Genomic DNA, 16,577 nt, shown 5'->3' on the forward strand with positions numbered 1-16,577 from the left:
ACTGGCTTTTTTAACTTCCTGATTTCGGCAATTGGATGGCAGGTGTAGTTCCACCACCATTAAATTGCGGGACATCTCCTTGTATCAATGTACCTCCAAGCGGAACATTTTGAACGAGTTTGGTTATTTTAGTCGCAAATGGCGTTATAATCTGTACGGATACTTCTATTTGGATTGATACTTCAATCCATGTATTATTGATACCCATTGGTTTAGGGGTTACTTTTACATCTGGCCGAAGATCGCCAATTGCTGTAAACCTTACAGGTATTTTCGGTCCCAAATTTCCGAACAAAGCAAGATTGGTTGCCTGACCCAAGGGAACATACCAGACAAGTCCATCAGCATTATCGGTATTATTTGTCTCAATATCCACATCGGTCATCTGTTCTAATAAGGCAAGATCACCCTTTTTGGCTGTTTTTAAATTTTTAAGTATTTCTGAGGTTGTTTCGGCTAACGCTTGGTTGATTAAATCGGTATTAAGCTTAGCATTTGTTTGCTTTCCATTCGTACTTGGAATAAGTTGAATGACATCATTACCAACACTTGTTGTTCTTTTTGTAATGGCCTTATTTATTACAAGTGAGGCGATGTTTCTGGTTTCGGATTCAGCATATCTCATTAACGTTGGTTCAATGCCCTTGTTGACTACCCAAAACCCGGTTGCCGTAGAAATGATAAAAAAAACAATCGTTAATAGCAATACATAGCGGAAGGGCAACGGGCCTCGCTTCTGGAGTCGTCGGACGCGGAATTTTGCCAAATGAATCACTCCCTTACAAGCTATATGTATGCTAAAGAAGAAGGAACTAGCCTTATTAACGAAAAAAAGCCTGCTTTTTAAGCAAGCTTTTTAAATCATTTTTAGCAAAGCATCCTTGCCGATCATCCCTTTATTTACCCCCAATTTCTCTGCCTCATATGTTACAGACTCCATAGGGGCATTTAACAGCTGTTCGATCGTTTTGACGCCCACAGCACGGGCAGCAATGATGTTCCGATCCGCTAATTTTTCATTTAATAACCCAACATCCAATGCACCACACATAATATATCCCTTATTGCTTGTCACAACAAGCAACGTTGTTTTTGGAAGTAACACGGTAACAGCCAAAAAGGTATGGCCGCCAATTTCTACTGGTGAAAGATCAATCAATTTCCACACTCCTTTCCTCCTTATCACAGTATGAAAGGGATAGAAAAAGCGTGTATAACATCTAAAATTGCTTTTGTAATTTCCATTTTAATATATCACGTAAGAACTCCGGGAGAAAATATTCTTTATGCTGACTTTGTAATAAATCAGGAAAAAAGAATCCAAAGGTAAACATATCGGGTAATGCTAACGTATAATTTCTTTCAAGGTCCAATTCAGACCCATTTACCAATATCAAATCATCTTTAAAGATGATTTGATCATAGATCATAATTCCCATTACCGTTCCTCTAAAGCCCAGACCCTTTATTTGTCTATTTGGCCATTCCACATTTTTGGAAATCAGAAGAATATCCTTTAATTCCTGCCCAGTTAATTTAATCTTGCAGGGATTGATTGGATGCGGACAAATAGATAGCAAGTCATAGGCGGTAACATCACCGGTCAAGGGACCTAAAAGCAAGCCTGCATTGATAAGGGCACAATCCGCTTTGCACCATTCTCTTAATGCCTTACAAAGCAATACGGCAAGCTTCGTTTCCTTTAACGGGTCACTTACTAACGGTTCCCTTAGGGAAATTACCTTTTGTGTTAATCGTTTCTTCCCATTGAGGATAAATGCTTCAGTACGTTCCTGCTCATCTTTTGTTACTGGCAGCTTGTTTACATCATAAAGAATTGCCTTTTTACTTTCTAGCTTTTTGTGTTGATCGACCTGAAGTGTAACATGGCCAACATAATTACCATAATTACCTGCAGCACAAAGGATGGTGTTATTTACTAGCTTTCCTTCTTGAAGGACATGATGGGTATGCCCCCCTAATATCACGTCGATTTCAGGAAATTCTTCCGCAATGCGTTCATCTTCTTTTATGCCAAGATGGGAAAGCAATATGATAATATCCGTGTTTTCTTTTAAAAGATTAATCCACTCTTTCAGTTCTAAAAATGGATCTGTAAGCTGCCAACCGAGCAATTCATAAAGATGCGAAAAAGGAGCCGTTAATCCAATCACTGCCATACGTGTACCGCTCCCAGTTCGATAAATTTCAAATGGTTTCAACCATAAAGGATGGATTTTTCCTTTTTGATAAAGGTTGGCAACAAGCACATCAAATTGGGCATTATCATACAATTGATTTAAGTCTTCAAATGAAAGATTAATTCCTTCATTATTACCAATCGTAACAGCTGAAAAGCCGCATTCGTTTAAGAGATCAATATTTCCCAGACCCTTAGTTCCCTCAGAAAAAGGATGCCACCGGTCAATAAAATCACCGATATCAAAAAGAAATACGTCCTCTCCTTTCTTTTGATGCATTTTCTTCCGTTCAAGTAGAAAATCATGAATTCGAGGCCAACGTTCAAGATGGCTATGTATATCATTTGTATGATAAATATGAATGCTTTCCATTCTTGTTTCTCATCCTTTTTCCTATCCAAAGATACCTTGGTATATTAAACGAATGCCAACAATAACAAGGATTGTTCTTAATAGTAAAACAATGGTTTTGCTCTTAAGCTTCTGATTTAAATACACACCAACTCTTGCTCCAATCCATGCCCCAGGGATTAGGGCTAAAGCATATAGCCAATTGACATTGCCTAAGACAACATGCGTAATTGAACTTAGTATCGATGTCGGTAAAATCATAAACATTGAAGTGGCAACCGCAACATGCGGCGGAAAGAAAAAGACTAAAATCATCGTCGGTACCATTAGCGAACCGCCGCCAACTCCAAAAATACCGGAAAAAAAGCCAACAATAAAAGAGATGATAATTCCCATTAATGGACTAAAACCATATTCATATGTTTTCCCGCTGTTATCGGTAAAAGTACGGACAATCCCCTTATCCTTACGAAATGGAATTGGTTTTAATTTATCTTTTAATAATAATACAATCGAAACAAAAATGATAAAGATTCCAAAAAAGACGTTGAAGGATTGCAAATTTAACTTTTCTGTTACCCAGGCTCCAAGGATGCTTCCTGGTCCACTTCCAATCAGAAAAATTAAGCCGCTTTTATAATCTACAGTTTTATGCTTCATATAGGCGAGTGTGGAAGATAAGCCTGTAAAAATCATTGTAAATAAGGATGTCCCGACAGCAACCTGTGGCGTTATATGGCCAAATCCTGACAATGATCCAAGATAGAGCAGGGCTGGAACAACAATGATTCCTCCGCCCAAACCAATTAACGAACCAAGAGAACTAGCTGCAAGCCCGATTAAAATTAAAATAACCCATTCCATATTTCTTTCCCCTTCATTTGAATCAAATAGTAAAAGAATTTTAAAACAAATCCAATTGCCTTGGAGCAAGCCCCTTATAGTTTATATGTAATAAGTCAATCATTTCCTTAGCATTGTCTGCTGCATCTCCGCCCGAATTATTGTTAAAAAGCAGATAAACATTTGGACATTCCTTCGTTAATGTTTGAATAGAACCTGCCCATTCCTGTAATTCGCGTTGATTATAGCGATAGAGATAGCGGACCTCCCGCCAATTATCGGTACTCTTCTTTTGCCAGCCATGAAGGTTCCGTCCATGAAATCTCACCAACACTTTTTCGGAATCTACCGCGGATAAAACGGTTGGAATCGAACCCTCTCCTGATTGCGGTTCATCACAAATACTATGTATCCATTGTTCCTTCTTCATAAAATCAAGTGTTTTTTCACGAAATCTGGCAGTAAACCACGATTGATGCCTGAATTCAAGTGCACATGGAATTTCACCCATTTCATTTTTACACCATCTTAGATATTCAACATTTTCACGAACACATGAAAACCATGGCGGAAATTGAAACAGGGCCATCGCTAATTTTTGTTTCTCAAGGTATGGTTCCAGGGACTCTTTAAACGCCTTAAACATTTCTTGTTTATTAGTAAAAGGGATATCTCCCCTCATATGGCCTGTCATTCCTTGATAGGCTTTTACGATAAATTCAAAGGACTCCGGTGTTTCATTGACCCATTTTTCAGCGTTTCGCTTTGGCTGTATCGCGTAAAAGGCAGAATCAACTTCGACGATGGGAAAATGTCCTGCATATGCCTTTAGTTTATTCTTCGGGAAATTTTGACCGGGGTATAGGCTGTCATGGTCTCCCCATCCTGTTACACCAATATAGATCAATAAAATCACCTCTATTTCTTAATATTAGCATAACCTATTTTCCCATTGGATGTTAGATTTTCGATTGGCGGAATTAACCCATTTTCACCATTGTAACTGCTTCTCACAAAAAAAACTCCCTTCGATTGGAAATGAAGGCTAGCCTGCAGTAAATTGATGCTTTACGACAGTAAATGAAGTCTTTCCGACAGTAATGAGGGCTTTCCGACAGTAAATGAACTCCTTCCGACAGTTAACGAAGTCTATCCGACAGTAAATGAACTCTTTCCGACAGTAAACAGAAAAAACCGCTTGCCATTTCGGTAAGCGGTTTTAAGCAATTTATTAACCGATTGAACCTTCCATCTCAAACTTAATCAGGCGGTTCATTTCAACGGCATATTCCATTGGTAATTCTTTTGTAAACGGCTCGATGAAGCCCATTACGATCATTTCTGTTGCTTCCTGCTCAGAAATACCGCGGCTCATCAAGTAGAAAAGCTGTTCTTCTGATACTTTTGACACTTTCGCCTCGTGCTCAAGTGAAATGTTGTCATTTAAGATTTCATTATATGGAATTGTATCTGATGTAGATAGATTATCCATAATTAACGTATCACATTCGATATTGGCACGGGCACCGTCAGCTTTACGTCCGAAGGAAACAACGCCGCGGTAGGTTACTTTACCGCCGTGCTTTGAAATCGATTTTGAAACGATGGTAGAAGAAGTATTTGGAGCCAGATGAATCATTTTTGCTCCTGCATCCTGGTGCTGGCCTTTGCCTGCAATTGCAATCGACAAAGTCATACCGCGGGCGCCTTCTCCTTTTAAAATAACGGCCGGGTATTTCATTGTTAACTTCGAACCGATATTTCCATCAATCCATTCCATTGTTGCATTTTCTTCACAAACCGCACGCTTCGTAACAAGGTTAAAGACATTGTTCGCCCAGTTTTGAATCGTTGTATAACGGCAATAGGCATCTTTTTTAATAACGATTTCAACAACTGCACTGTGCAAGGAATTCGTCGTATAGACAGGTGCTGTACAGCCTTCAACGTAATGTACATGCGCGCCCTCATCAACGATGATGAGTGTCCGTTCGAATTGTCCCATATTTTCAGAGTTGATACGGAAATACGCCTGTAATGGAGTATCTACCTTTACGCCTTTTGGAACATAAATAAACGATCCGCCGGACCAAACAGCTGAGTTTAACGCGGCAAATTTATTATCCGTTGGCGGAATTACTTTTGCCCAATGCTCACGGAAAATGTCTTCATTTTCCTTAAGGGCTGAATCCGTATCTTTAAAGACGATCCCTAATGCTTCCAGGTCTTCCTTCATGTTGTGGTAAACAACCTCGGATTCATATTGAGCGGAAACTCCGGCAAGATACTTTTGCTCTGCTTCGGGAATGCCAAGCTTATCAAATGTCGCTTTAATTTCTTCAGGAACTTCATCCCAAGACTTTTCGGATTTCTCAGATGGTTTTACATAATACGTAATTTCATCAAAGTTTAATGATTTTAAATCTCCGCCCCATTGTGGCATCGGCATATTGTAAAAATGTTCTAATGATTTTAAGCGGAAGTCTAACATCCATTGCGGTTCATTCTTCAGCTTTGAAATTTCTTCAACAATTTCACGTGTCAAACCACGCTTTGAACGGAATATGGAGACGTCTTTATCGGCAAAACCATATTTATAATCACCGATTTCCGGCATTTTTTTCGCCATTGTCGTGTTCCTCCTTTTTGGAGCGGAAGCGCCTTGCACAGCCCCGGCAGGCATAAGACGAGACGGCTTGAAGGTTGCTTTTTAACCTTCAGGACGGATTGGCTTATGACCCCGAGGGTCTAGGCGCGGAGCTGGACATCAGTCCATTCTAAAAACCGCTTTTTAGTGTTTTATTGTTGTTCCTCTTCCTGTAATCCTTTTTCCATTGCTTTCCACGCTAATGTCGCACATTTAATTCTTGCCGGAAATTTTGAAACCCCTTGCAGTGCTTCAATATCACCTAGATCAATATCATCCTCATAGGCTTTTCCTTGCATCATATCTGAAAAAATCTTCGACAGCTTCAATGCTTCTTCTACTTTTCGCCCCTTAATCGCTTGGGTCATCATCGAAGCGGAGGACATTGAAATGGAACAGCCTTCTCCCTCAAACCTTGCATTTGTCACCGTTCCATCTTCGACTTTCATCGTCAATTGAATCCGGTCACCACAAGTGGGATTATTCATATTTATCGTCAGACTGCCATCCTCGAGAACTCCTCGGTTACGAGGATTTTTATAATGGTCCATGATAACCTGACGGTAGAGATTATCTAAATTATTAGAAGACATCGCTGAAATACTCCTTTGTTTTAACAAGCCCTTCAACAAGTTTATCAATATCTTCTTCCGTATTGTATAGGTAAAAGCTGGCACGAGCCGTAGCTGATGCTTTCAACCATCTCATTAGCGGCTGTGCACAGTGATGTCCTGCCCGGACGGCAATCCCTTCTGCATCCAAAACAGTTGCTACATCATGCGGATGAACATCATTTAAATTAAACGTAATGAGTCCTGCACGTTTTGCTGCGTCCAGCGGGCCATAGATGGTTAACCCCGGAACGGAAGACATTTTATCTAATGCATAAGCAACAAGCTTATGCTCGTGTTCGGCAATCGTATCAAGTCCGACCTCATTTAAAAAGTCAATGGCAGCACCGAGACCGACTGCGCCTGCAATAATAGGTGTTCCGCCTTCAAATTTCCAGGGAAGCTCTTTCCATGTAGATTCGTACAATTGAACAAAATCAATCATTTCACCGCCGAATTCGATCGGCTCCATGTTTTCCAGCAAATGTTTTTTCCCATAAAGGACACCGATCCCTGTTGGACCGCACATTTTATGACCGGAAAAAGCAAGAAAATCACAATCTAAATCCTGGACATCAATTTTCATATGTGGAGCACTTTGTGCGCCATCAACAACCATGATTGCTCCGTTTTCATGGGCAATTCGGGCAATTTCTTTCACCGGATTAATAACGCCAAGCACGTTCGATACTTGCATGACAGAAACAATCCTTGTATTAGCGGTAACTGTTGCACGAACATCATCAAGAGAAATCGTTCCATCCTCTTGAAGCGGAATGTATTTTAACTGAGCACCGGTCCGCTTGGCTACCTGCTGCCATGGAATAATATTGCTGTGGTGCTCCATATAAGTAATAACGATTTCATCGCCTGCATTTAAATTCGCTGCCGCATAACTTGCCGCAACTGTATTTAATGAGGTCGTCGTTCCTCTTGTAAAAATAACTTCCTGCGTTGATTTCGCATTGATAAATTTACGAACCTTTTCCCTTGCCCCTTCGTAGGCATCCGTAGCTCTTGTTCCTAATGTATGAACACCGCGGTGGACATTGGAATTGATTTCTTTATAATATTTTTCAATGGTTTCAATTACCTGAATCGGCTTTTGCGATGTAGCGGAACTATCCAAATAAACAAGTGGCTTGCCATTAACTTCCTGATTTAAAATAGGAAACTGGTTACGAATATCTCGGATATTCATTATCGTACTTTCCTTTCAATCACTTCAGTTAATTGTTTTTTTACTCCATCAATTGGAAGTTGGTTCACTACAGGTGCAAGGAAGCCATGAATAACTAATCGTTCTGCTTCAGCTTTCGGAATGCCTCGGCTCATTAGGTAATAAAGCTGCACTTTATCTACACGGCCTACAGATGCTGCGTGACCTGCTGTTACATCATCTTCATCAATTAACAGAATCGGATTTGCATCACCGCGTGCTTTTTCACTAAGCATTAACACCCGTGATTCTTGTTCTGCATTCGATTTAGTGGCGCCGTGTTCAATTTTACCAATTCCGTTAAAAATTGAAGTGGCACTGTCTTTCATGACACCATGCTTTAGGATGTATCCTTCAGTATGTTTTCCGAAATGAACGACTTTTGTTGTGAAATTCTGTATTTGATCCCCGCGTCCAACCACAACTGTTTTTGTATCCCCGTAGGAGCCGTCGCCCACTAGATTAGTGGTATTTTCAGAAATCGTATTACCTTCATTCATTAAGCCAAGTGCCCATTCAATCCGGGCATCTCTTCCGGCTACACCGCGACGGTTCACATAGGTAGTAATTCCTTTGGCAAGATTATCAACAGCACCGTATTGAACGCGTGCATTTGTGTTAGCAATTACTTCGGTTACGATATTATATACACTATTTGCCGCATCAAGCGTGGAAATATAGTTTTCAACATACGTAACCGAGCTATTATCGTCAGCAACAACAATAACATGGTTGAAAAGATTGGCATCAGCATCATCTTGTAAAAACACCGCTTGAATCGGTTCAGAAATTTCTACATTTTTCGGGACATATAAGAAAACTCCCCCGTTAACAAGTGCTGCATGAAGGGCAGTCAGACGATGTTCGTCTGCTTTGACGCTTTGTGTCATAAAATATTTTTTCAGCAGTTCACCATGTTCCCGTGCCGCTGTAAAAATATCTGTAAAGATAACACCTTTATTTTTAAGATTATCTGTTAAAGTTAAAAATGCCGGTACTTGATTCCGTTGGATATATACATTCTTATTTCCTGACTCAACGTCAACTAATGCTTTCACTTCTTCCGGCAACTCCGAAAGAGATGTAAATGGTGCACTTTTTACGTTGTGACGGTTGAATTGTGTAAAATTCCATTTATCAATCTTTGTTTTATCGGGTCTGGGCATTGGCAATGTTTCAACATTGGCTAATGCTGTTAAACGAAGCTCCTCCAACCAGGCGGGTTCGCCCAATTCTTTTGAAAAGGAGCTAACATATTCCTTGTCAAACGGTAATTTCGTTTCAATTGTCATAGTAATCCCTCCTAACTCTTACGCTTCTTGACCAACTGTTTCATCTTCAATTCCGAGCTCATTCTTGATCCAGTCATATCCTTCTGCTTCTAAACGTTGTGCAAGCTCAGGTCCTCCGGATTTAACAATACGGCCTTGCATCATTACATGGACATAGTCAGGAGTGATATAGTTTAAAAGACGTTGATAGTGAGTAATAACTAAGCAGCCGAATTCTTCTCCGCGCATTTCATTGATCCCTTTGGAAACAACCTTTAATGCATCGATATCTAATCCGGAATCAATTTCATCCAGGATGGCAATTTTCGGTTCTAACATCATTAATTGCAGGATTTCATTACGCTTTTTCTCCCCGCCGGAGAAGCCTTCATTTAAGTAACGCTGTGCCATATCAAGGTCCATTTCAAGAAATTCCATTTGCTTATCCATTTTACGGATAAACTTCATAAGTGAAATCTCATTTCCTTCGCCAAGTCGGCTATTAAGAGCTGAACGCAAAAAGTCAGCATTTGTTACACCATTAATCTCACTTGGATATTGCATCGCAAGGAATAGACCGGCACGAGCACGCTCATCTACTTCCATTTCAAGAACATTTTGTCCGTCTAAAATAATATTTCCGCTTGTCACTTCATATTTTGGATGACCCATGATTGCTGAAGATAAAGTGGATTTACCGGTACCGTTTGGTCCCATAATTGCATGGATTTCTCCACCTTTTATTTCAAGGTTTACACCTTTTAAAATTTCTTTCCCATCAATTGCTACATGTAAATCTTTGATCGTTAAAGTTGATCCAGCCATATTTATACCTCCGAAAAGAAAGTTTTGTATCTTTGTAGACCAAAAGTGGTCTCGATCTTATTCTCATTTTATTCTCATTACAATCTTATAACAAATGAAATGTATTAGCAACTCATAAACAGTGATAACTGGCTATGATTTTCACTAAATATAACTTAAATGAGAATGAGCTGATGATCCAAAGGGGTTTTTTTATAAAAATTCAGATTTTTATTTCTGTTATAGCACCTGGATAAACGCTCGCTTTAAATCATACCTTACTTTTTTATCTTTTGCCAAGACTAACGGAGGTCCGAGTCTTATCTATTTTTACCCACAAAAATGCTTTCATGTATTTTCTATTTGTCTAAAGTAAGTTGGGCAATTTTTTAGATTTTAACTTACCTTTTTTCTTCCTATAATGAATAAGCAAAAAAGCAGGCGGGTGCCTGCTTTCTATCCTAATTTATTACTCAGAAACCGGAAGAACGGCCCCGTGATATTTTTGTTTAATCCAGTCTTGGATTTGTTTTGAATGAAGTACTTGAACAAGTGTTTTAATTGCTGGTTTGTTTTCGTCACCTTTACGAACTGCAATGATATTCACATAAGGTGATTTTGGATCACTTGGTTCATGTGCAATCGAATCTTTCATTGGGTCTAACCCATTATCAATTGCATAGTTAGAATTAATCAGAACGGCATCGCCTTCACCGTTTTTATAGATTTTTGGCAATAAAGCTGCTTCGTAATTAGCATCAAGTTTTAAGTTCTTTGGATTTGAAACAATATCTTTAATATCATATTGCTGCGGGTCAATTCCCGGTTTTAATTCGATCAAGCCCAACTTCTGAAGCATTAAAAGAAGACGAGGATGATCAGAAACGGAGTTGCTTATGATAATATGTGCACCATTTGGAAGATCTTTTAGGCTCTTATATTTCTTTGAATAAACACCGATCGGCTCAATATGGATTCCACCAGCGTTGGAAAACTTATAGCCGTTTTCCTTCATTTGCAAATTAAAGTAAGGAATCGTTTGGAAATAGTTTGCATCTATTTGGTTTGTAGCAAGAGCCTTGTTTGGCAAAATATAATCTTGGAATGTAACAATTTTTAAATTAATGCCTTTTTCCTTTAAAATTGGCTGTGCTTGCTTTAAAATCTCAGCATGCGGAACGTTGGAAGCTCCAACCGTTAATGTTACTTCTTTGTTACTCCCTTGCGATTTATCAGTTGATGATGCTGAACCGCATGCGGCTAATACTAGTGCAAGTGATAAAGCTAAAACTAAACTTAACCATCTTTTCATGATAGACTCTCCTTTTTATCTTTTATCTTTTATCTATTTTAGAAGTGATAAAATCACCGATAAACTGAATAACAAAAACAATAACTAAAATAATGATGGTAGCAACTACTGTTACATCATTTTGATTTCGTTGGAATCCTTCTAAGTATGCGAGGTTTCCAAGACCACCGGCTCCAATTACACCTGCCATTGCTGTATAGCCAACGAGCGCAATCGCTGTAACCGTAATTCCTGAAACAAGCGCGGGCATCGATTCCGGGAGCAAAACCTTCCAGATAATCGTGCCTGTTGTTGCACCCATAGACTTTGCTGCTTCGATTACACCTTTATCAATTTCCCTAAGCCCGATTTCTACCATTCTTGCATAAAACGGAGATGCTCCAATAATCAAGGCTGGAAGTGCTGCATTCTCACCAATCATGGATCCAACTAATATCATAGTTAAGGGAATTAATAAAACGATTAAAATAATAAACGGAATCGACCTAAAGATATTAACAAAAGCACTGATCACCGTATTAATCGGTTTATTTCCCCACATATTCCCTTTAGTTGTAAGAAAAAGCAACAAACCAAGGACAATCCCCAAAATAAAGGTTGCTACTACTGATATACCTGTCATATAAAGAGTTTGAACGGTGGCATCCCACATGGCCTGCCAATCAATATCCTTAAAATATTGGCCATTATTCATTTGTAACCACCTCCACTCCAACCTGCTGTGAACGAATATAGTCAATTGCTTTGTTAACTTCTACATCGTCCCCATCCAGATGAATAAAGAGAGTTCCATATGAACCGCTTCGGGTCTGCGAAATTTTCCCCTGAAGGATATTAACCGTTACATTATAATGGCGGATTACATTTGTAATTAGGGGCTGCTGGGTTGTTTCACCGATAAAGGTCAACTGTACCACCTGACCCGAATGGTAGCGTTCAAGCAAATGCTCAGCTGTTTCTTTTGTTTCTTCAGGCTCAGTGACTTGCTGGACAAATCGTTTTGTAATCGGCGCTTGAGGGTTTTTAAACACATCTAAAACCGGTCCGAGTTCAACGATTTTTCCACCTTCCATGACAGCAACCCGATGGCAAATTTTCCGGATAACATGCATTTCATGAGTAATCAAGACGATTGTCAAACCAAGCCTTTTGTTAATATCCACTAACAATTCCAAAATAGAATCGGTCGTTTGTGGATCAAGTGCTGAGGTTGCTTCGTCACAAAGTAAAACCTTCGGGTTATTGGCCAGAGCCCTGGCAATCCCCACTCTTTGCTTTTGTCCGCCGCTCAGCTGTGACGGGTAAGCATTTTCTCTTCCCTCTAAACCAACCAGTTTAATAAGCTCATTAACTTTCTTCATCCGTTCAGGGCCTTTGACACCGGCAATTTCCAAAGGAAAAGCAATATTTTCCCTTACAGTCCTTGACCAAAGCAAATTAAAATGTTGAAATATCATACTAATTTCTTGGCGTGCCAGGCGCAAGTCCCTGCCTTTTATCTCAGAAATTACTCGTCCTGCCACTGTAATGGAACCATTAGTCGGAAGCTCCAGCCCGTTTAACATTCGAATTAAGGTACTCTTTCCTGCTCCGCTATATCCAATTACCCCGAATATTTCACCCTCATTGATTTCCAGGTTTACTTCGTCTACCGCTTTTAGTTGTCCCTGTTTGGAAGGATAAAACTTTTGGACATTTTTGATTGATATCATTGACTCACCTACTTTTTACCCGTTTTATGTGGAATTTCATCATTATTGCAAAAATTCCGACCGCTTCTAATCATTTAAATATAGGCTTTGACTATTTAATGCAAAACATTCTATTATTTTAGAAAAATAAAAAGCCTTTCTGCATAGGCAGAAAGGCATTATTAAAATAGTCCTTTCTCCCATCTCCCAAAGCTAACGCTTTGTGTGAATTGGCACCATTTCAATAAATATTGACGGTTGCCGGGTTTCATCGGGCACATCCCTCCACCTCTCTCGATAAGAGCTTTTCGCATCTATATTCAATTTATAAGTTAAATGATTTAAGAAATTATTTTATTACAAAAGCTATCGTAACATGGATAAAATGTAGTGTCAACGTAATTTTCTACATTTTTCGCACTATTATTATTGGGAAATTTATGCTTTTGCAGTTATTGAAGTTAAACCTGTTGCTGCTTCAATGGCAGTTTCCAAGTCTTCAATTAGATCCTCGACATTCTCAATACCAATAGACAGACGGATTAAATCCTCTGAGACGCCTGATGCCTTTAGACCTTCCGCATCTAATTGCTGATGGGTCGTACTTGCAGGGTGAATAATTAAACTTTTCGCGTCCCCAACATTGGCTACATGTGCCCATAAAGTAATCGAATCGATTAATTTAGCTCCCGCTTCTCTTCCGCCCTTAATACCGAAAACAACAATCGATCCTGCTCCTTTTGGCAGGTATTTTTGCGCCAATTCATAATTAGGGTGGGAGGAGTGCCCCGGATAGGATACCCATTCAACCGCAGGATGACTTAACAAATATTCCACTACCTTCTTTGTATTGGCCACGTGCTCTTTCATCCGGACATGCAGTGTTTCAAGTCCAAGGGTAAACAGGAACGCATTTTGCGGACTTAAAGAGGGCCCAAGGTCACGGAGAAGCTGCACACGTGCTTTAATAATATACGCAGCTGCACCCAAGCTACGGGCATAAACAAGATTATGATAGCTAGCATCCGGTGTTGTAAAGCCGGGGAATTTCCGTGAATTCCAATCAAACTTACCGCCGTCTACGATCACACCGCCTGTTGTTGTTCCATTCCCCAAAAGCCATTTTGTAGCAGAATGGACAACAATATTTGCACCGTATTCAATTGGTCTGCATAAATAAGGGGTCGCAAAAGTATTATCAATAATCAACGGAATACCCGCTTCATGGGCCACTTCCGCTATTTTTTCAATATCTAAAACCTGTAAGCTTGGATTACCGATTGTTTCTGCAAATACTGCTTTTGTTTTTTCCGTAATCGCCTCTCGGAAGTTTTCAGGTTTCTCAGGGTCAACAAATTTCACCTTGATTCCATACTTAGGAAGGGTAACAGCAAATAGATTATACGTTCCTCCATAGAGGGTAGAAGCAGATACAATTTCGTCTCCTGCCTCGGCAATATTTAAAATCGCTAGCGTGATAGCAGCCATTCCGCTCGCAACCGCAAGGGCTCCAACTCCGCCCTCCAACAAAGCCACTCTTTCTTCAAAAACGGTTGTGGTTGGATTATGAATCCGAGTGTATATGTACCCTGTTTCACTCAAAGCAAACAAATTGGCGGCATGCTCCGTACTTTTAAATTGATAGGCATTGTTTTGATAAATCGGAACAGCGCGGGCGCCCGTTACTGGATCTGGTGCAAGGCCACCATGTACACTTAATGTTTCAAATCGATACTTCTTTTGGTTCTCTCCCATACGTTTTTCCTCCTTCATTTTTGTAGAATGAAAAATCATTATGTTAATCACCTGAATACAAAAAAAAACCACTTCATTAGAAGAGGGAGCTTCTCTTCTTATCTTTCAGAGCTAGTGGTCTACTGGAATTAGCACCGTGTCTTCAACAGGTTGCGGGGCATCACAGGGCCAGTCCCTCCGCACTCTTGATAAGAGTTGTTTCTATTATTAATTGAATATTCAAAAAATAATACGCTGAATTGCCAATAATAGTCAATCTTTTAATTAAATTATTTGATCAAGCTCATTCCCTACTTTAGTTAGATAAAAAATTGATTCTAGCATTAAAATAGTACGAAATGGTGCTTTAACCTTTAGCCGGCCTATCTTAACGAGAAACCGCAATTTTTCCTTCCCTTCAAGCAACTGCTGAATTGCAGATCCCTCTCCTTCAATCTCACATGCTAGGAATTTCTCCCCAGTATCATGAAGCCATGAAAACTCCCCATTTATTAAAGCAATAGGAACCGTTTTGGGGCCGCTAATAAAATGAATCATTAATTTATCTGTACTTTGTATTAATTGAAGAACATGCTTCCGCTCTTTTATAGTCTGAAGAAAGGTTTGAATCGTTTCAATCATATCCACCACTCCAGTCTTCTTGCTTATATCAAACTATTCACCAAAAAGACTCTATATCCTTTTAAAAGTGTTCGACAATAACCAACGCTCTCCTTAGACTTTCGAGAAATTACTTCCAATTTAGGCGAAATCAATGATAATTCATGAAGAAATAACTCTAAAATACTCGGAATCGAGGGTAAAAATAGTGGATTGTTCTTGAAGTGGGCTCTGAGGGACAAACCTGTTAGGTTAGCTATTGGATAGCCATAGTAAAAACAGATGCTTGTTTGCATCTGCTTTATAATAAAAGTTCTTTTATTTTCTCATACAGGTATGGGACTGAGTGGAACGCATAAACCATTTCGACCACTTGCCCATTCTTAATAAATAGTAAGCAAGGAACACTTTCGACTGCGAAGCCTTTCGCGAAATCAGGGTGGTAGTTTAAGTTCATTTTACCCAGATCTACATTTACCATTTCTCTGATGATTTCGAGCATCCTGGAGGCGACCTGACATGTCCCGCATAAAGGCGTATAAAAATAAACGATTCCGGACGATTTATTTTCAATAAATGATACTAACTCTTCTCTAGTCCATTCTTCCATCTTAAAAAGCCTCAGCAATTCTCAAGATATTGAGTATGAACGTCGATATTTGCACTTAAGAGAACGGTAGCAAGATGCTTTACAGGAGCTGTTGCTACTTCCCGATACATCCGATCAATATATAAGTGCTCTGCATGCGGGAACTCCCGTTTAAACTGCTTGCGGAGCTTTTCGCCAGCTTCATCCGCATCTACAAGAATATAGACCTCTTTGTCTTCAAGGAAATCGATCAATTCATCTAATTTTGTGATACTGATCGTTCCATTTGTGCAGATGATTTCAACAGGTTCCTTTACAATACTCTTTACCTTTTTTTTATCTGACTTGCCTTCGACAATAAGAACTTTGTCAACATACGAATCATTCATATTCGATCACCTATGAAAAGAAGTTGTTTGTTTTCTGTTAACATATTCCAAAGTTTCAATAACGTGTGCCTTCTTATTAGTATGTTAACTATATCATTATTGTTATTTTAAGAATAGGGATTTGCTTAGGTTTTCGGATTTGTAAAGTCCAATCAGCTTTTTATCCTTAGCACATTTTATTACAGCATGCCCTAAATTAGGACAAGAAAAAGTGGAAAAAACAAGAAAAGCGGATTCGCCCGTTTAGCGCTAGACAGTTCTCTAGGTATAGAAAAAGCACCTTGAAAATACAGG

Annotated in this window: 17 protein-coding genes and 2 riboswitches; all 17 genes read right to left on the reverse strand. The window is 39.3% G+C overall.

All coding sequences use genetic code 11. The annotated features are described in order from the left end of the window. Positions 1 to 10: 10 nt before the first annotated feature. The 17 genes from yunB to J2S10_RS10160 all read right to left on the reverse strand — a co-directional run bounded on the left by yunB (position 11) and on the right by J2S10_RS10160 (position 16,283). The gene (gene yunB, locus J2S10_RS10080) at positions 11 to 775 is read right to left on the reverse strand and encodes a sporulation protein YunB (RefSeq protein ID WP_370876186.1); all 765 of its coding nucleotides are present in this window, start codon (positions 773 to 775) and stop codon (positions 11 to 13) included. A gap of 81 nt (positions 776 to 856) precedes the next feature. After that, positions 857 to 1,159, reverse strand: coding sequence for a YunC family protein (locus J2S10_RS10085; RefSeq protein ID WP_307408107.1), 303 nt, complete (start codon positions 1,157 to 1,159; stop codon positions 857 to 859). Between the two features lie 61 nt (positions 1,160 to 1,220). After that, positions 1,221 to 2,573, reverse strand: coding sequence for a bifunctional metallophosphatase/5'-nucleotidase (locus J2S10_RS10090; protein ID WP_307407215.1), 1,353 nt, complete (start codon positions 2,571 to 2,573; stop codon positions 1,221 to 1,223). A 21-nt stretch (positions 2,574 to 2,594) separates the two neighbouring features. Then, on the reverse strand, positions 2,595 to 3,416 hold the full coding sequence (locus J2S10_RS10095) for a sulfite exporter TauE/SafE family protein (protein ID WP_307407217.1): 822 nt from the start codon (positions 3,414 to 3,416) through the stop codon (positions 2,595 to 2,597). Positions 3,417 to 3,456: 40 nt separating this feature from the next. Beyond that, positions 3,457 to 4,302, reverse strand: a complete 846-nt coding sequence (locus J2S10_RS10100) for a DUF72 domain-containing protein (RefSeq protein WP_307407219.1) — start codon at positions 4,300 to 4,302, stop codon at positions 3,457 to 3,459. Positions 4,303 to 4,626: 324 nt separating this feature from the next. After that, positions 4,627 to 6,024 carry a Fe-S cluster assembly protein SufB gene (sufB, locus tag J2S10_RS10105; RefSeq protein WP_307407221.1) on the reverse strand — a complete coding sequence of 466 codons (1,398 nt, stop codon included), beginning with the start codon at positions 6,022 to 6,024 and terminating at the stop codon, positions 4,627 to 4,629. A 170-nt stretch (positions 6,025 to 6,194) separates the two neighbouring features. Then, a complete protein-coding gene (gene sufU, locus J2S10_RS10110; RefSeq protein ID WP_307407223.1) occupies positions 6,195 to 6,635 on the reverse strand; it encodes a Fe-S cluster assembly sulfur transfer protein SufU in 441 nt (146 codons plus the stop codon). Beyond that, positions 6,625 to 7,854, reverse strand: coding sequence for a cysteine desulfurase (locus J2S10_RS10115; RefSeq protein WP_307407226.1), 1,230 nt, complete (start codon positions 7,852 to 7,854; stop codon positions 6,625 to 6,627). Before J2S10_RS10115 ends, sufU begins: the two co-directional genes overlap by 11 nt. Beyond that, positions 7,854 to 9,164, reverse strand: coding sequence for a Fe-S cluster assembly protein SufD (gene sufD / locus J2S10_RS10120; protein WP_307407228.1), 1,311 nt, complete (start codon positions 9,162 to 9,164; stop codon positions 7,854 to 7,856). Before sufD ends, J2S10_RS10115 begins: the two co-directional genes overlap by 1 nt. 18 nt (positions 9,165 to 9,182) lie before the next feature. After that, positions 9,183 to 9,968, reverse strand: coding sequence for a Fe-S cluster assembly ATPase SufC (gene sufC / locus J2S10_RS10125; RefSeq protein ID WP_307407230.1), 786 nt, complete (start codon positions 9,966 to 9,968; stop codon positions 9,183 to 9,185). A 448-nt stretch (positions 9,969 to 10,416) separates the two neighbouring features. Then, the gene (locus J2S10_RS10130; protein ID WP_307407232.1) at positions 10,417 to 11,259 is read right to left on the reverse strand and encodes a MetQ/NlpA family ABC transporter substrate-binding protein; all 843 of its coding nucleotides are present in this window, start codon (positions 11,257 to 11,259) and stop codon (positions 10,417 to 10,419) included. Positions 11,260 to 11,281: 22 nt separating this feature from the next. Continuing rightward, positions 11,282 to 11,953: a methionine ABC transporter permease gene (locus tag J2S10_RS10135; protein WP_307407235.1), complete on the reverse strand. Its 672-nt coding sequence runs from the start codon at positions 11,951 to 11,953 to the stop codon at positions 11,282 to 11,284. Further along, on the reverse strand, positions 11,946 to 12,971 hold the full coding sequence (locus tag J2S10_RS10140) for a methionine ABC transporter ATP-binding protein (RefSeq protein ID WP_307407237.1): 1,026 nt from the start codon (positions 12,969 to 12,971) through the stop codon (positions 11,946 to 11,948). The genes J2S10_RS10135 and J2S10_RS10140 overlap by 8 nt, the downstream gene beginning before the upstream one ends. Before the next feature lie 176 nt (positions 12,972 to 13,147). Beyond that, positions 13,148 to 13,254, reverse strand: a riboswitch (SAM riboswitch). Positions 13,255 to 13,388: 134 nt separating this feature from the next. Beyond that, the gene (locus J2S10_RS10145) at positions 13,389 to 14,705 is read right to left on the reverse strand and encodes an O-acetylhomoserine aminocarboxypropyltransferase/cysteine synthase family protein (RefSeq protein WP_307407239.1); all 1,317 of its coding nucleotides are present in this window, start codon (positions 14,703 to 14,705) and stop codon (positions 13,389 to 13,391) included. Positions 14,706 to 14,800: 95 nt separating this feature from the next. Beyond that, a riboswitch (SAM riboswitch) is annotated at positions 14,801 to 14,900 on the reverse strand. A 69-nt stretch (positions 14,901 to 14,969) separates the two neighbouring features. Further along, positions 14,970 to 15,326 (reverse strand): hypothetical protein, encoded by a 357-nt coding sequence (locus J2S10_RS10150; protein WP_307407240.1) that lies wholly within the window; start codon positions 15,324 to 15,326, stop codon positions 14,970 to 14,972. A gap of 280 nt (positions 15,327 to 15,606) precedes the next feature. Further along, positions 15,607 to 15,915, reverse strand: a complete 309-nt coding sequence (locus J2S10_RS10155; RefSeq protein ID WP_307407242.1) for a thioredoxin family protein — start codon at positions 15,913 to 15,915, stop codon at positions 15,607 to 15,609. An 11-nt stretch (positions 15,916 to 15,926) separates the two neighbouring features. Then, positions 15,927 to 16,283, reverse strand: a complete 357-nt coding sequence (locus tag J2S10_RS10160; protein ID WP_307407244.1) for a toprim domain-containing protein — start codon at positions 16,281 to 16,283, stop codon at positions 15,927 to 15,929. Between the last annotated feature and the right edge of the window lie 294 nt (positions 16,284 to 16,577).

The sequence above is a fragment of the Neobacillus ginsengisoli genome, assembly GCF_030813055.1.

Excerpts from the sequence above, each read along its gene's own strand:
- J2S10_RS10090 (WP_307407215.1), bottom strand. The coding sequence starts at position 2,573 with ATGGAAAGCATTCATATTTATCATACAAATGATATACATAGCCATCTT.
- J2S10_RS10095 (WP_307407217.1), bottom strand. The coding sequence starts at position 3,416 with ATGGAATGGGTTATTTTAATTTTAATCGGGCTTGCAGCTAGTTCTCTT.
- sufB (WP_307407221.1), bottom strand. The coding sequence starts at position 6,024 with ATGGCGAAAAAAATGCCGGAAATCGGTGATTATAAATATGGTTTTGCC.
- sufU (WP_307407223.1), bottom strand. The coding sequence starts at position 6,635 with ATGTCTTCTAATAATTTAGATAATCTCTACCGTCAGGTTATCATGGAC.
- J2S10_RS10115 (WP_307407226.1), bottom strand. The coding sequence starts at position 7,854 with ATGAATATCCGAGATATTCGTAACCAGTTTCCTATTTTAAATCAGGAA.
- sufD (WP_307407228.1), bottom strand. The coding sequence starts at position 9,164 with ATGACAATTGAAACGAAATTACCGTTTGACAAGGAATATGTTAGCTCC.
- sufC (WP_307407230.1), bottom strand. The coding sequence starts at position 9,968 with ATGGCTGGATCAACTTTAACGATCAAAGATTTACATGTAGCAATTGAT.
- J2S10_RS10130 (WP_307407232.1), bottom strand. The coding sequence starts at position 11,259 with ATGAAAAGATGGTTAAGTTTAGTTTTAGCTTTATCACTTGCACTAGTA.
- J2S10_RS10135 (WP_307407235.1), bottom strand. The coding sequence starts at position 11,953 with ATGAATAATGGCCAATATTTTAAGGATATTGATTGGCAGGCCATGTGG.
- J2S10_RS10140 (WP_307407237.1), bottom strand. The coding sequence starts at position 12,971 with ATGATATCAATCAAAAATGTCCAAAAGTTTTATCCTTCCAAACAGGGA.
- J2S10_RS10145 (WP_307407239.1), bottom strand. The coding sequence starts at position 14,705 with ATGGGAGAGAACCAAAAGAAGTATCGATTTGAAACATTAAGTGTACAT.
- J2S10_RS10150 (WP_307407240.1), bottom strand. The coding sequence starts at position 15,326 with ATGATTGAAACGATTCAAACCTTTCTTCAGACTATAAAAGAGCGGAAG.
- J2S10_RS10155 (WP_307407242.1), bottom strand. The coding sequence starts at position 15,915 with ATGGAAGAATGGACTAGAGAAGAGTTAGTATCATTTATTGAAAATAAA.
- J2S10_RS10160 (WP_307407244.1), bottom strand. The coding sequence starts at position 16,283 with ATGAATGATTCGTATGTTGACAAAGTTCTTATTGTCGAAGGCAAGTCA.